The following is an 11,922-nucleotide window of genomic DNA, read 5'->3' on the forward strand; positions in this document are numbered from 1 at the left end:
TCGAGGTTCTGGAAATGCCGCTCGACGAGGCGCTGGCCGGCATCGCCGATGGCCGGATCATCGACGCCAAGACCATTATCCTGATCCAGCATCTAAAGCTCAACCCGATCGCCGCCTGAACGGCGCCGGTCCTCCTTAGCCAAGGCTTCGGGAGGACACTCCTTCATCTATTCGGGTGGCCCGCCACCCGAAGCTCGAAGAGCGAAGGGTGGTGCGGATGAAGGGACTCGAACCCCCACGCCTTTCGGCACTGGAACCTAAATCCCATGACGGGCACGGTCCTCCGTTGATTTTGCTGGGAAATTCCCCCACGGTGTCCAGAGTTTCGGGCACACTTGGGGCACACCGGGCACACTTTCGGGCACAGTCTTGCCACCGTGTTCCGGCCCCTGTAGAGGAGGCACCGAAGCGCGTGTGGTGGAACTGGTAGACACAGCAGGTTTAGGTCCTGCCGCCGCAAGGTTTGGGGGTTCGAGTCCCTTCACGCGCACCACCTCATGAGATGAACACGTCGTCGGCGATGATGGTGTCGAAGCGCCGGCCCGCGAAGTAGGCTTCGGTCAGCTCGGGATAGACCCGGCCACGGAAGTCCACCATCTGGATGCCGCGCTGCCAGTCCCGCTCCCTGCGGGAGACCTCGGTGGCGGTCATGCGCTCAATCTGCTGCGGGGGCATAGGGAACGTCATCCGGCCACTCACGGCATTCTGGAGGCTCTCATGCCGCAGGACGGCCATGAAGTCACTGGCGTACTCATGAAAGAAGCTACGGCCCCAGTCGGGCCTGCCTCCATACGCGGCCAGCATCATCTCCTCCTTCGGGGGCCTGAAGCTCATCTCCAGTTGCCCTTCGGCTTTCTCATAGGTGCCCTTGCGGGCGAGGACGTGGGCTCCGGGGCCTCTCTTAGTTGCCATTCAATCGCTCCTCGATTGCGTGTTTGAGGTCGAGCAGGAATGCCCGCTCGGTGTTGGTTTCGGTGCCCGGTCGGAAGACGACCCGCACCTTGCAGAGGGATCGGTTCCAGAACAGGGCTTCCAGAGGGGTGCCAGTGATGTAGACCTTCACAGCCATCCTCGCAGGGTGTTGAAGGCGACCATCCCGACGACGATGCCGATGGCCGGCATGAGTTCGGGCGGGGCGACGTGAGACATGACCACGCTTGCCAAGAAGACCATGACCATCGCGAACACCACGGCGATCTTGCCGAGGGCGATCAGGAGGGTCAGGACGGGAACCCACCATGGATCAGGGGCCGGGGGCAGGACGCGGACCAGCAGCTCGGGCCGGAGGATTGCGTGGCCGACCATCATGCCTCATGGACCCCAGTGTGGAGCCATCGGAACAGTTGCCGCTTGGTCTTCGGCTCCCACAGCTTGCCGTCCGGTCCGCAGCGAGCCCCGTACTTGCGCTCTGCAAACGGGTGCGCGGACTGGGGTCCCCACACAGGGTCGGTCTCCATCACCTCGGGGTTGCGGCAGGCGGTGCCGTCGTCGCTACGGAAGAAGGTGCAGTCCTTGCAGAGCTTCATGCCGGCACCTCACTGATCTGGACGGGAACCACGGTGTAGCGGAAGGCTCGCGCCCAATGCTTCCAGCGGTCGATGTGGGCCAGCGCGTCGGCCTTGCGGTGGAACAGCTTGGCTTTGGTGATGTCGGCGTCCCGCTTGCGGTTCCACGAGCTTTCGCCCTTGACGTAGTGGCCGGTGTCCACGTCCTTGATCACGTACCTCATGCCTTCACCCCCACGACGGAGGACCAGAAGCCCGCCTTCAGGAATGGCGACTGGCGACTGAAGGTCCCGTCAGGCAGCACGTGCCACCAGCGGTAGCCGAGCGCCTTGTACCAGAGCGTGACGATCATTCCGCCTCGCGGCCCGAGGACATCAGTGGCGGCCCAGCGGAGTGCCGTTCTCTGACACCACGAGCGTTTGTGATAGGTGCCGAGCTGATAGAAGACGGTGCCGAGCGCGGGACTGCCCTCAAACTCTGCGATCTTGGCGCGGGCCTTGCGGAACTCGGCGTAGCGAGCGCCCACGTCCGTCATGAAGACCAGCCCAGCGCCGTACGCTGCGATGTTGTCCCAAATGCCCATGTCGATGAGACTCGGCGAGGTGGAGGCGGCGAGGCCGAATGAGATGCTGGCGAGAGCGAGCGGGGGCCAGACCGCGAGGAGGCCGTGGAGGATGCGTTTCATGCGACTGGTTCCTTTCTCGGGACAAAAAAAAAGCCCCGGCGGTCAGCCAGGGCAAAGTCGGACAGAAGATTGAAGGGTGGTTTTAGGCGGTGCGTGTGGTCCGATAGGCCGCCACTCCCACGGCGATACCGACGAGGGCACCCCACAGGTCAGCACCCGGCACCCAAAGGAGGGTAAGGCAGAGGATTGATGCGATACCGGCGGCGAGGCCGATGGCTACGGCTTTCATGGGTCACTCCCTGTTGGAAGGGACCCAATTAACGCGAGGCGAGGTACACCACAAGGTAGAACCACGCGATGCCGCAGAGGGACAGGACACCAACGTAGGTGAGGTAGGACTTCATGGCCCGGCGCTGGACTGGGCAATGACAAGGAAGCGGACTTTATCAGCCTCCTTACCGCGCACCCTGCGGGGGCTTTGATCAGCGCCCCGGAACTGCCAGACGGTCAGCCAACCGTCGTCAGAGTAGAACACCCGCCCGTCGAGCATTTCGAGCCGTTCCCTCACGCCGCCTTCTCCAGCAGGGCCACGATGTCGTCCAGACCGTTCGGCCTGATCTGCATGTAGCGAAGCGTGGTGGTCAGCTCGGTGTGCCCCATCCACGTCATCACGCGCTTGATGTCGACCCCGGCGTTGATCAGCCGAGTACAGCACGTATGGCGCAGCGTGTGGGGCGTCACGTCATGAAGCCCAGTCGTGGACCTCATGGTGGCCCAGCGGCCCTTCATGCTGTCCTTCGAGCCCCCGGTGAAGGGACCCGCGCGATTGTGTAGGGTCTTCTGCCTCCGGGTGAGCGTCTCGCGGACCCTCCGGGTGAGCGGAATGGTGCGAGGCTTGTTGGTCTTGGTGTGCCAGAAGGTGACTGACGTGAACCCCTTGGCGAAGGCGTCCCAGCGGGCGTCCATCGCTTCCGAGTAGCACCGGGCTCCCGTGTCGATCAGGAACTCCGTCAGGTCGCGGAGGTCTTGGTCCCCCGAGGCGGTCCAGAAGGCTAGGATAGCTCGCTCCTCCAGCTCATCCACGTAGCGGAACTTCGTCTGCTCCTCCTTCGAGAACCGGATGCGAGGTATCTTGTTGATGACCCCGGCGTCATGGGCGACGTGTAGCATCTTCGACAGCGCCGCGCACTTACGGTTGATGGTCGAGTGAGACAGCCCCCGGTCAGCCAGATCGGCCCTCATCTCCGCGATGTCGGCGGAACCGATGTCGGCCACCGGCTTCTTCTCGCCGAAGTAATCGACCACGGTCTTGGCGTTGATGAGTGCGGTGGAGGCCGATTTCATGCCGGCCCAGTGGGTGCGCTCAACGTGCTTGAACAGCGAGCCGAGCAGGGCGAGGTCGCGGTTGCCGACCTTGCCGGTAGCAATGGCGGGGAGGGCGCGTCCCTCTGCCACGGCGAGGTTCGCCGCACCTTCCCAAGCCGCAGCCTGCGCCTCGGTGTCGAAAGCAGGCCGGTGTCGTTTACCGTTCGCGTCGGTGACGCTAGCCTGCCATTTATTGCCTCGCTTCCTGGCCATTGTCGTTGGTCTCCGTATGGAAGTAGCGTGAAATCTTTTCTGCCAGCCCGACACCGCGCCGAGTTGGGGCCGCAAGTTGGGCTCGACCGTCGAACGGGTCAGTCACCGTCGTGATCAGGTCTAGACCGGGCTTTGGATTTGCGCGGTGGTCTGCGCGGTACTCGCCCTTCGAGAGGGCCAGTATATTCCGAGAAAGCGCGGATCGGGAAAGTCCCGTGACCGGGAGTAAATCGGCCACTTTCTTGCCCGGTGACACCGCAACCAGCAGGTACACTAGGAGTTGAGAGAGTTCCATTTGAGCGTCGAATGCTCGGAACTCCTCAACGATCTTGATTAGGCTCCTAAGCTCGCGCTTATAGCTGTCGGCTTCAGAGTACATGTCTTATCTCCCCATCTTGCTGCGTGTGATTGCCGCCCTCGTAGCTAATCACTGCCGTATAAGTATTGCGCAGCTAGAGGGATCGATTATGCTGCCTTCTGATAGATTAGATGGGCGAGGTCGTTGACCTTGCCGTGAGCGAACAGGAAAGGCTGCTGAACCATGTGGCTCGCCGCCGGGTGTCCGTCGACCATCGCTCTAAGCGTAGTCGTAAGGAACTCAATTGCTAGGGTTATCTCCCTAACGGTCTGCTTGTCCATAGAGGCGATTTGGGACGCCACCGCTATTTCCAGTCTCATTGCCGTCAACTTCCTCGATTTTTAATTAAGAGTGAACGTCCCGTCAACGGGACATAAGCCCTTATGGTTAAACTGACCCGCCGTCCATCACAAAATGTTTGCGACTGTCACACAGGGATTAGACTTTAGTAGTGTCTGATACTCACCGCTTTTCCCGCACGAAAAGCCATCGGAGGAACCAGTTCCACAGGAGGGCTCCGATGCCCGCCACGCCCATGGCACTTATGAAGCCGTAGCCGAGTAGGAGGATCGTGGTTTTACCCATCGTCGCCCTCCCGGCGGGCCGTTGTCAGTGTGATAGGAATATACTCCTCCTCTCTGATGGGGGCAAGCGCCTCTTTCGAGTTCTCCTTACTTTTTGAGTTTCCCTTGCATTCTCTGCTGCCAATCCCTGACAAGGAAGGCAGGGACGCAATCGGGAGGCTCGTTGGTGATTTGGTTGCGCTCGATCACCTCGGGCGGTGCCAGAGTGGGGCCGGCGAGGACTGTGTTGGCCTCCATGACATCAATCGTGCCGAGACCGCAGAGCCCGTTCAGGAGCGCCGCAAGCTCCTCCCGGTTATCGATCCGCAGCGTGAAGGTGGCTGAAGGTGGCAGGCCGAGTTCCTTCCGGTGAGCCTCGGCGTCGTTCTTCATGGTGAACCAGCGGCGCTGGACGTTGTAGACGATCATGCGTCCCTCCCTAGAAGCCGCAGGCGGTCATGAACCGCTTCCGGTCGAACTCGGGGTTGGTCGTCTTGCAATAGTCAGCGAGGTCCCCAGCGAGCGTCAGGAGGTCGTCCTGGCTCTCATCGGAACAGAATTCTTTGCGCTGCTTGAACAGCTTGGCGATTGCGATGAAGTCCTTCTTGGTCATGCGGCCCTCCTCATGGCGGAGTAGGAGCGAGGGATGAAGTACGGGAAGGGGCGCTCGTCGGGACCGCAGCGGGAGCTGGCGTCTTCGAGGCTGTCAAAGACCCGCGCTTGGTAGCTGTTGCGGTGGAGGCCCTTGACCCCGGACGATCTGTCGGTGACCGAGGCGAACATTCCATTGCCTGTGTTTCGGATGATCCAGCGATTGCTCATGCTGCGCGTCCCCATGGTGCGAGTGTCTTGTCGTTGTCGTCGTGTTCATCGAACAGGCCCCCGTAGTAGGAGCTGATTTCCGCCTTCAGGTGCCCTACGTCCCAGCCCTGCGCCTCCAGAATGTCGGCCACGATGTCCGGGTACTGCTTGATCAGTCCTTCCAAGGTGTGGCCGCTGGAGAGTGACGTGGAGGAGCGGTAGCGGCTGGCTCCGCTGAAGCTGTGATAGCCGCCGCCATAGTCCTCATAGGGGTCACTTTGAGGGTCCCGCTTGATCACCAGCGTGGAGAAATCCGCGGTGATGAGCGTGTCCCGGAGGCCGAGGAGGAAGTGAACGTCCTGCCGTTCGCTGCGCGAGTGCTGGCTGAAGTAGCCGACCGAAATGTTTGTGCATTCCGGGATGAGCCCAGCGTACTCATTCGTGTCCGTGTAGGAGCCGCTGTCGTCGGGCCTGTACTGGCCGCCGAGGATCGCAGCGAGCGAGGTGGCGAAGGCGTCCGAGGCTGTCCGTCCTGCCGACTGGTGGGTGATCACGTCGTCGTAGCCGCGCCGGTCGAAGGCAATGGCGGCCTTGATCCCGTCCACGAACTTGGCGTCGTGCTGGACCAGATTGGAGGAGCCTATGCAGCCGCGCTCCTCGGCGTGGTGGATGATGTAGAGGCCCTCGACCCCAGCCTTGACCATCTCGGTCATGAGCCAGACCCCGGCGGTGTCGTCAGCGCCGAGGCACGAGGAGGCACCCTTCTTGGCCCTCTTGGACAACGTGAGGATGCCGTTCCGGTAGTCGAGAGTCTGCATCCCGGAGACGTAGTGAACCGTGTCCATGTGGGAGGACCACAGGATCGTCGGTGCCTCCCCGATTTTCAGCACAAGGTTGAGGGAGGCGTCCCGCTTAAAGCCGAGAGGCAGCAGGAACTTGTCGACAAAGGCGTCCTCCGCAGCGGACCCCGAGGGCCGCATATAGGAGAACATGTCAAGGATAGTGGCTTCGTCGGCTGATAAGGCCATCGTTAGGTCTCCTATAGGTGCGTTGAAGGGTTAGGCTGCGAGGGCCAGGTCGAGGGTGAGTTCGAGCTGGGCAGGGTGGTCGATGCGGCCAATCTCGACCGCGCCGTCCTTCCAGTCCCAAAACTGCTGGGTCAGGTAGCGAGTGGCTTCCCAAGCGAAGACCCGACCGTCGTCCAGCTCGCAATGCTCGGCGTTGTCGTGCCACTCCTCCGAGAACTCACAGTGGAAGGCGTGTTCGTCGGCATAGCTCTGCTCGTAGGTGTCGCCGTCAGCCAGCGTCACGTAGTCGAAGTAGTTGGTCGGATACCAAGTGGACGTGCCGTCGCAGTAGAACACGCTGCTGGTGTACCGCTGGGTGGCGTAGCGGCTGATGTTGTAGTCGTCCGGCGAGGAGACCAATTGGTCGTTAGGGAACACCTCGTCGGTGATGCTGCATGTGAAATAGTCCTCGAAGTAGCAGCTCTCACATACGGTCGCGCCCCTGTGGACACCGAAGCCACCGTCCTCGCCCAGCCGCCCCTCGCAGTCGTCGCAGCGGCACCCTTGCGGGTTATCTACGCTGGTCCCATTGGTGTGCTGCATGTAGACATCGCCGCGACCCCAAATAAGGTACTCGCCGTTGTCGGAGGCGTAGTTGAACACGTCGCTGTAGGGCACCGTGTAGAAGTCGCCGTTGTAGAAGCGCCGCAGGCGGGCACCCCGGAAATCGTCAGCGTCACCTTCCTTGTAGCCGGCAGCTTCCAGAGCCGATCCCATGCGGTGATAGTCGCCATAGACACGAGCGAAGATTTTCTTCTCCGGCCAGACCACACACCGCGCAGCGGCGTTGTCGATGTCGCCGATGTAGGCCACGCCTAGGTCAGGACCGGCATAGACGCGAGCTGGGTGGCACTCTCCGGCGAACTCGTCGGCGCTCTTGGACATGCAAGAGTTGGGTCCGTTCTCGTAAACCTCCTGCACCTCGTCGGCATCCTGCGTCACCTTCAGCTCGGCAGGGGCGAAGAATGACTGCCACGCAAGGCCCTGTTCTTGAATGAACTCCTCGGTCAGCACGTCGCCGAGGTACTTCTTCAGGTACTTCCCCGGCTTGATCGGCGTCAGCACTCCGGCCTTCCGCTTCTGCGGTGTCTGGTAGTAGGCGACAAGTCCCGGAAACTTCGTGGAGAAGCGCGGCATATGCTCGGCCCAGCGGCCAATGTGTGCCTTGAACCAGTCCTGCTTATGCCACGGCGAAAATTCAGAGTTGAGGTGAGGGATGAGGTCGCCGTAAGGCTCGGTGCCGGTGCCGTAGGCGACCATGTGAAGATGGCTGCTGGAGCCGTAGCGGCTCAACTGGGGCGCGAAGTCTTCCACCCCGTCGACAAGCTTGACGCTCACGGTGTCGACGCCGCCACGGTAGGGGCCAGCGGTACACACCAAGAGGTAGCGGCGGTAGCGGCCCCCGTCGATGTAGCCGTCCCACTCCTCCGGCGTAATGCCTGCCTCCGGGTCCGTCTTGGTCACCCTATCGTTGACCCTAACGACACCCTTCGGCAGCGTCGGTTCTCTATCGTGGGCTTCAGGAGCCCCGTCAGCACATTTCTTGCACATGTCAGTTTTCTCCGATTGTCCCGTTAACGGGTTGATATGGTCAAAGTGATCCGACCGGATGACCGGCGGTGTTGAGGAGTGCGACCCGGAAGCCGCGTTCAATGTGGCCCGTATCGTCATCCTTCAGGGTGGCAGGAATGACCTTGAAGTCAGCCACGACGCGCTGCCGGCGTAGGTTGAGAACGCGGGTTTGTCCGGCGTGTTCGGCACTCTTGCGGCTGATAAACAGTGTGATCCGGTCTGCCATGGTGGCTCCTATGTCCCGTTGCCGGGACTATCTGGACAAAATGGTGACGATGGTGAGGACGACGAACGCGACCCCGGCGATTGGCATGAGCATGAGCAAGGCCCTGTCGGCCCGCTCCCTTGCCGCTGCGGCCCGCGCTGCCCGTTGCTTACGCTCAATATCCACCGCGACGAGGCGTTGAACCCCGGCGAGATATTGCGGCAAAGGCAGGCGGTCCGCTTCCCATTCTCTGCGAAGCTTATTGAGTGCTATCGTGTCGTTCATGGCAGTCTCCTATGCCAACGCGATGTCAATGAGTGCCCGCAAGAGCTTGCCAGCAATGCCGGGATCAAATGCGGCAACGCCGCCGACCAGCACTACAAGCGCGACAAGCGGCCACGTTAGAGTAATGAACATCTTCATGCTTCACCTATCCATTGGTTAAGACACCGGCAAGTGACTGCCAGTGACTAAACAAATGGTCGGACCGGGAAGCGTTATTGCTCCCCGGCCCGTTATTGTTGCCTAGTTTGCTTTTGTTGTGCCGCTTGTCTCTAGTGGGAGATGCAAGTCTAGGGCGTTTCTCTGGAGTGTTTGTTAGGCACTTACCGTGATCCCTAGCCCATTTGCGCTATACGCATTTGAGCGGCTTGTAGGTATCTCTGCCGTCCCCTGCTACCCTTCGCCTGTATCCGTTCCCGGAAACACCGCCCTAAAGCGGCAATGGCTATCTCTCACAGGGGTCCCGTGGACAGGACCCCGACCAGTGTTTAGTACGGTTACGGCTCATCGTCTCGCCGCTCTCGGGCACCGCATAGGCTCTGACCCTATGGCTCTGGTTACTATCGCCCGGTGATCGTGCAGGGGATCACACTACCCTTGGCCGCTTAATGGCGGTTGCCGCGCCTTTCGTCCCGTCTCGTGTCCCGTCTCCTCTCTGTCTCGTGTCTCTCTTGTGTCCCCAATATGGCCCGGCAACGGGACAAATGGCAAGAGGTTTTTTTGTGTTGGATGCAATTATTTTATAAGTCATTGTTTTTGTTGCAATAAAAAACACAGATAGATAGGCAGATTGTACCGCTTACGGGCCAATCGTGTCACGTTAGGTGTCCGATTGTGCGCCATTGGTGGCCCGTTAGGCGTCCTGATTTGCCTGCCGATCGTGTCCCTTGCGGTGCGCTATGGTGGCCCTAGGGTGTCGCCCAGGTATCGCGGTATCCAATGGTGACTGACTACCCAAAAGAGACTGATACAGATAGCCTCTGACAGGCATGTAATAACATAACACTTGAATGACATAGATAGCGCCATGCGTACCACGTTAGCGCCACGTTTGGCCGCCCATTGGTTACCATATCCAGCGCCATGCCATGTAGCACAAGGCCTTGAGCGTCATTTGTGCCCGAATGTGTGCCCTAGGGTCCTTTGGGGAGAACTGGCACGAGCGCTCGCGCGTGAGAGAGTGACCCCGGCGGGGGGTCGCGCGGAGCATCAACTGTCGAGTTCGACCCCTCGCATTTTTCTGTCAGTTTGAAACGCCCCCTTCAGAGCCACTACAGGGCCACTTCAGGGTCTACTTGATTGGGGGGAGGAGGGAGGGAGAGCCTAGCTCGATCCCATAGGGGCACTATCGTGTGCCTGGAGGTGGCCTATCGGTCCACATGTGACGCCCCCTAAAGGGCCACATCAAACGCCCCGTTAAGGGCCACATTTAACGCCCCTAAAGGAGGCCCCATAGGGACCCCCTCTAGCGACTGGAGGAGACATGCAGGGAGTACCCCTATAACACTATAGTGCAACCGGAGGGGCCTTTCCTGAAGGGAGGGGTAATCAGCCCATGCCGTAGAACATGGCCTTAGCCTCTGCTCTCTCCCTCTCTTGAGCGGAGGGTCCCTTACGGGCAGGACCGGCCTTGGAGTAGCCCTTGGGGCTCCCGCCGACCAGATGGGCCATGAAGACCTTCAGCTCTCGGTCGAGGGCCTCCTGCCTCTCCTGCTCCGCTGCCTTCTCCACGTCGCGGGACATCACGGAGGTCCAGTAGTGGACAGCCAGGGCGAGGGCGTCGAGCCTGTCGTCCTTCACGATGGCACCGCGGTCACGGGTGATCCGGGTCATCTGGTAGAACAGCCTGTAGCGGTTCCGGTGTTCGGGCTGGAGGCTCTCGGTGGACTGATAGTCTCGCTCGATGAGCTGGCGGTCGACCACGAGGCGGTGACCGTTCATGACCGGCTCCAGCGTGTCCACGATCCGCTGTTCCTTCTGACCCTTGGACCGTTCGGTCTCACTGATCTTGCAGGGGTGGATGCGGGACATGACAGGCGCCAAAATCTTGTTGAACATGCCGTCGCCGAAGTTGGGTTCGATGACCACCTCGTTGACGCCGTACTCCTTGGCCTTCATCGCCAGAGCTTCGAGGGTGGGGTCCTCGTAGCCGCCAGTGAAGCCGCCAGCGTCCAGCAGGAACAGCCGGCCCATGAGGGTGGCCACGATGGCGTAGCCCGTCTCGTCGCCGCCACGACCGCTGGGGTCGATAGCCATGACGATTCCCGTGTAGGGCTTCCAGTCGTCCTTGGAGACCATGAAGGGTCTGTAGAAGCGATCCCCGTCGAACCCTACTGTGGGAACGTCGTTGACCACGTTGGCGCTGTCTAGGCCCCATGCGAGCTGGATAGGGGCCGAAAGTGGATCTAGGTCCATGACCATCAGGTCCCGGAGCTTCAGCGGGTAGCGGTCCGCGTCGGCCAGCGAGGTGTCCAGCATGAACTGGAGAGCGAAGCCGGCAGCGCCGTACTCCGCGAAGTTCTCCATCAGCTTCTCCTCGTTGAAGCGGGTACACACAGGCTTGCCTACGAGGTCCTTGGAGCCCCTCAAGTCCCGGAGGAGATAGGAGGCCAGACGGGACCCGTAACGCGCCTGCTGGGCCGCTGTGGGGTAACGGGAGGGGATGATGCGTATCTCATAGCCGCGATCAGGCAGGGCGTTGTAAATCGACTGCTCTGTCTGCGGGGTGCCGAGGTAGATGATCTTGGGATCGTGCTTCATGAAGGCCGGATCGAAGGGCTTCAGGATAGCGGCGAACTCCTTCGTCAGTTCCTTGAGCTTGTCGCGCATGGCCTGCGTTGCGGAGTTGTTGGTGACCTCAATGTCGTCGGCGATGATCACGTCAGCGCGGGAGCCGGTGAGCTGGCCGGTGATGCCGACCGATTTGACCGAGGGGCTGTCGTCAGCCGAGGCCGGACCCACGTCGAAGGCGATCTTCGAGTTGCGTTGGTCGCCGGTAGGCTTCAGGTGCTTGAGGAAAGGCACCTCGTTGATGAGGCGCAGGGTGAAGGTGGAGAAGTTGTCGGCGCGGGTCTTGGAGGCTGACACCACCATGATCTTCAGTTGCGGATCGCGGTAGAGGAGCCAGCAGACGTAGGCCGCCGTGACCCAGCTCTTGCCGATACCCCGGAAGGCCATGATGACCAACTTGGAGGGGCCGTTCTGGAGCCACTCGGCCATCGCGTACTGCGACCGGGTGGGCTCGGGGAGCTTCAGGTGTTTCCAGAGGAGAAAGAGGAAGGTCTTGAAGTCGTCCTCAAGGCGCACTTGCGTCGAGAGGTGGGTCGAGGAGTTCAGGGCTTGTTTGGTCACTGTTCCCTTCAGGGG

17 protein-coding genes, 1 tRNA gene and 1 pseudogene are annotated in these 11,922 nt (G+C 60.9%); 2 read left to right on the plus strand and 17 right to left on the minus strand.

All coding sequences use genetic code 11. From position 1 onward, the window contains the following. Together EOD15_RS36805 and EOD15_RS17715 are read left to right on the plus strand one after the other, a co-directional pair. Positions 1 to 119 (plus strand): annotated as a pseudogene (locus EOD15_RS36805) (GDP-mannose pyrophosphatase); the annotation flags it as partial. A gap of 289 nt (positions 120 to 408) precedes the next feature. Further along, positions 409 to 493, plus strand: a tRNA-Leu gene (locus EOD15_RS17715). A gap of 2 nt (positions 494 to 495) precedes the next feature. On the opposite strand, the gene EOD15_RS17720 is transcribed toward EOD15_RS17715, so the two are convergent. The 17 genes from EOD15_RS17720 to terL all read right to left on the minus strand — a co-directional run. After that, complete coding sequence (locus tag EOD15_RS17720; RefSeq protein ID WP_127408680.1) at positions 496 to 912, minus strand: hypothetical protein; 417 nt, start codon at positions 910 to 912, stop codon at positions 496 to 498. After that, positions 902 to 1,063: a hypothetical protein gene (locus tag EOD15_RS35775; RefSeq protein ID WP_164893174.1), complete on the minus strand. Its 162-nt coding sequence runs from the start codon at positions 1,061 to 1,063 to the stop codon at positions 902 to 904. The genes EOD15_RS17720 and EOD15_RS35775 overlap by 11 nt, the downstream gene beginning before the upstream one ends. Beyond that, on the minus strand, positions 1,060 to 1,308 hold the full coding sequence (locus EOD15_RS17725; RefSeq protein ID WP_127408681.1) for a hypothetical protein: 249 nt from the start codon (positions 1,306 to 1,308) through the stop codon (positions 1,060 to 1,062). Before EOD15_RS17725 ends, EOD15_RS35775 begins: the two co-directional genes overlap by 4 nt. Before the next feature lie 214 nt (positions 1,309 to 1,522). Beyond that, on the minus strand, positions 1,523 to 1,729 hold the full coding sequence (locus EOD15_RS17730; protein ID WP_127408682.1) for a hypothetical protein: 207 nt from the start codon (positions 1,727 to 1,729) through the stop codon (positions 1,523 to 1,525). Next, positions 1,726 to 2,190 (minus strand): hypothetical protein, encoded by a 465-nt coding sequence (locus tag EOD15_RS17735; protein WP_127408683.1) that lies wholly within the window; start codon positions 2,188 to 2,190, stop codon positions 1,726 to 1,728. The genes EOD15_RS17730 and EOD15_RS17735 overlap by 4 nt, the downstream gene beginning before the upstream one ends. 82 nt (positions 2,191 to 2,272) lie before the next feature. After that, complete coding sequence (locus EOD15_RS35780) at positions 2,273 to 2,419, minus strand: hypothetical protein (protein ID WP_164893173.1); 147 nt, start codon at positions 2,417 to 2,419, stop codon at positions 2,273 to 2,275. Positions 2,420 to 2,694: 275 nt separating this feature from the next. Further along, the gene (locus tag EOD15_RS17740) at positions 2,695 to 3,708 is read right to left on the minus strand and encodes a site-specific integrase (RefSeq protein ID WP_127408684.1); all 1,014 of its coding nucleotides are present in this window, start codon (positions 3,706 to 3,708) and stop codon (positions 2,695 to 2,697) included. Further along, positions 3,686 to 4,087, minus strand: coding sequence for a MarR family winged helix-turn-helix transcriptional regulator (locus tag EOD15_RS17745; protein WP_127408685.1), 402 nt, complete (start codon positions 4,085 to 4,087; stop codon positions 3,686 to 3,688). Before EOD15_RS17745 ends, EOD15_RS17740 begins: the two co-directional genes overlap by 23 nt. A 441-nt stretch (positions 4,088 to 4,528) precedes the next feature. Further along, positions 4,529 to 4,651 (minus strand): hypothetical protein, encoded by a 123-nt coding sequence (locus EOD15_RS37225; RefSeq protein WP_281035564.1) that lies wholly within the window; start codon positions 4,649 to 4,651, stop codon positions 4,529 to 4,531. A gap of 86 nt (positions 4,652 to 4,737) precedes the next feature. Next, positions 4,738 to 5,058 carry a hypothetical protein gene (locus tag EOD15_RS17750; protein ID WP_127408686.1) on the minus strand — a complete coding sequence of 107 codons (321 nt, stop codon included), beginning with the start codon at positions 5,056 to 5,058 and terminating at the stop codon, positions 4,738 to 4,740. 10 nt (positions 5,059 to 5,068) lie between these two features. Further along, positions 5,069 to 5,242, minus strand: a complete 174-nt coding sequence (locus tag EOD15_RS35785; protein WP_164893172.1) for a hypothetical protein — start codon at positions 5,240 to 5,242, stop codon at positions 5,069 to 5,071. A 205-nt stretch (positions 5,243 to 5,447) separates the two neighbouring features. After that, positions 5,448 to 6,458 carry a M28 family peptidase gene (locus EOD15_RS17755; RefSeq protein ID WP_127408687.1) on the minus strand — a complete coding sequence of 337 codons (1,011 nt, stop codon included), beginning with the start codon at positions 6,456 to 6,458 and terminating at the stop codon, positions 5,448 to 5,450. 30 nt (positions 6,459 to 6,488) lie between these two features. After that, positions 6,489 to 7,961, minus strand: coding sequence for a hypothetical protein (locus EOD15_RS17760; protein WP_127408688.1), 1,473 nt, complete (start codon positions 7,959 to 7,961; stop codon positions 6,489 to 6,491). Between the two features lie 127 nt (positions 7,962 to 8,088). Next, positions 8,089 to 8,295 (minus strand): hypothetical protein, encoded by a 207-nt coding sequence (locus tag EOD15_RS17765; RefSeq protein WP_127408689.1) that lies wholly within the window; start codon positions 8,293 to 8,295, stop codon positions 8,089 to 8,091. A 27-nt stretch (positions 8,296 to 8,322) separates the two neighbouring features. Beyond that, on the minus strand, positions 8,323 to 8,559 hold the full coding sequence (locus EOD15_RS17770) for a hypothetical protein (protein WP_127408690.1): 237 nt from the start codon (positions 8,557 to 8,559) through the stop codon (positions 8,323 to 8,325). 9 nt (positions 8,560 to 8,568) lie between these two features. Beyond that, the gene (locus EOD15_RS37230; RefSeq protein ID WP_281035565.1) at positions 8,569 to 8,697 is read right to left on the minus strand and encodes a hypothetical protein; all 129 of its coding nucleotides are present in this window, start codon (positions 8,695 to 8,697) and stop codon (positions 8,569 to 8,571) included. Between the two features lie 1,407 nt (positions 8,698 to 10,104). Next, positions 10,105 to 11,922, minus strand: a 1,818-nt coding sequence (gene terL / locus EOD15_RS17775) for a phage terminase large subunit (protein WP_210212194.1), incomplete at its 5' end; no start/stop codon positions are given.

It is taken from the genome of Mesorhizobium sp. M7A.T.Ca.US.000.02.2.1 (genome assembly GCF_003996995.1).
Taxonomy (GTDB): Bacteria; Pseudomonadota; Alphaproteobacteria; order Rhizobiales; family Rhizobiaceae; genus Mesorhizobium.

Excerpts from the sequence above, each read along its gene's own strand:
- EOD15_RS17720 (WP_127408680.1), bottom strand. The coding sequence starts at position 912 with ATGGCAACTAAGAGAGGCCCCGGAGCCCACGTCCTCGCCCGCAAGGGC.
- EOD15_RS17725 (WP_127408681.1), bottom strand. The coding sequence starts at position 1,308 with ATGATGGTCGGCCACGCAATCCTCCGGCCCGAGCTGCTGGTCCGCGTC.
- EOD15_RS17730 (WP_127408682.1), bottom strand. The coding sequence starts at position 1,729 with ATGAGGTACGTGATCAAGGACGTGGACACCGGCCACTACGTCAAGGGC.
- EOD15_RS17735 (WP_127408683.1), bottom strand. The coding sequence starts at position 2,190 with ATGAAACGCATCCTCCACGGCCTCCTCGCGGTCTGGCCCCCGCTCGCT.
- EOD15_RS35780 (WP_164893173.1), bottom strand. The coding sequence starts at position 2,419 with ATGAAAGCCGTAGCCATCGGCCTCGCCGCCGGTATCGCATCAATCCTC.
- EOD15_RS17740 (WP_127408684.1), bottom strand. The coding sequence starts at position 3,708 with ATGGCCAGGAAGCGAGGCAATAAATGGCAGGCTAGCGTCACCGACGCG.
- EOD15_RS17745 (WP_127408685.1), bottom strand. The coding sequence starts at position 4,087 with ATGTACTCTGAAGCCGACAGCTATAAGCGCGAGCTTAGGAGCCTAATC.
- EOD15_RS37225 (WP_281035564.1), bottom strand. The coding sequence starts at position 4,651 with ATGGGTAAAACCACGATCCTCCTACTCGGCTACGGCTTCATAAGTGCC.
- EOD15_RS17750 (WP_127408686.1), bottom strand. The coding sequence starts at position 5,058 with ATGATCGTCTACAACGTCCAGCGCCGCTGGTTCACCATGAAGAACGAC.
- EOD15_RS35785 (WP_164893172.1), bottom strand. The coding sequence starts at position 5,242 with ATGACCAAGAAGGACTTCATCGCAATCGCCAAGCTGTTCAAGCAGCGC.
- EOD15_RS17755 (WP_127408687.1), bottom strand. The coding sequence starts at position 6,458 with ATGGCCTTATCAGCCGACGAAGCCACTATCCTTGACATGTTCTCCTAT.
- EOD15_RS17765 (WP_127408689.1), bottom strand. The coding sequence starts at position 8,295 with ATGGCAGACCGGATCACACTGTTTATCAGCCGCAAGAGTGCCGAACAC.
- EOD15_RS17770 (WP_127408690.1), bottom strand. The coding sequence starts at position 8,559 with ATGAACGACACGATAGCACTCAATAAGCTTCGCAGAGAATGGGAAGCG.
- EOD15_RS37230 (WP_281035565.1), bottom strand. The coding sequence starts at position 8,697 with ATGAAGATGTTCATTACTCTAACGTGGCCGCTTGTCGCGCTTGTAGTG.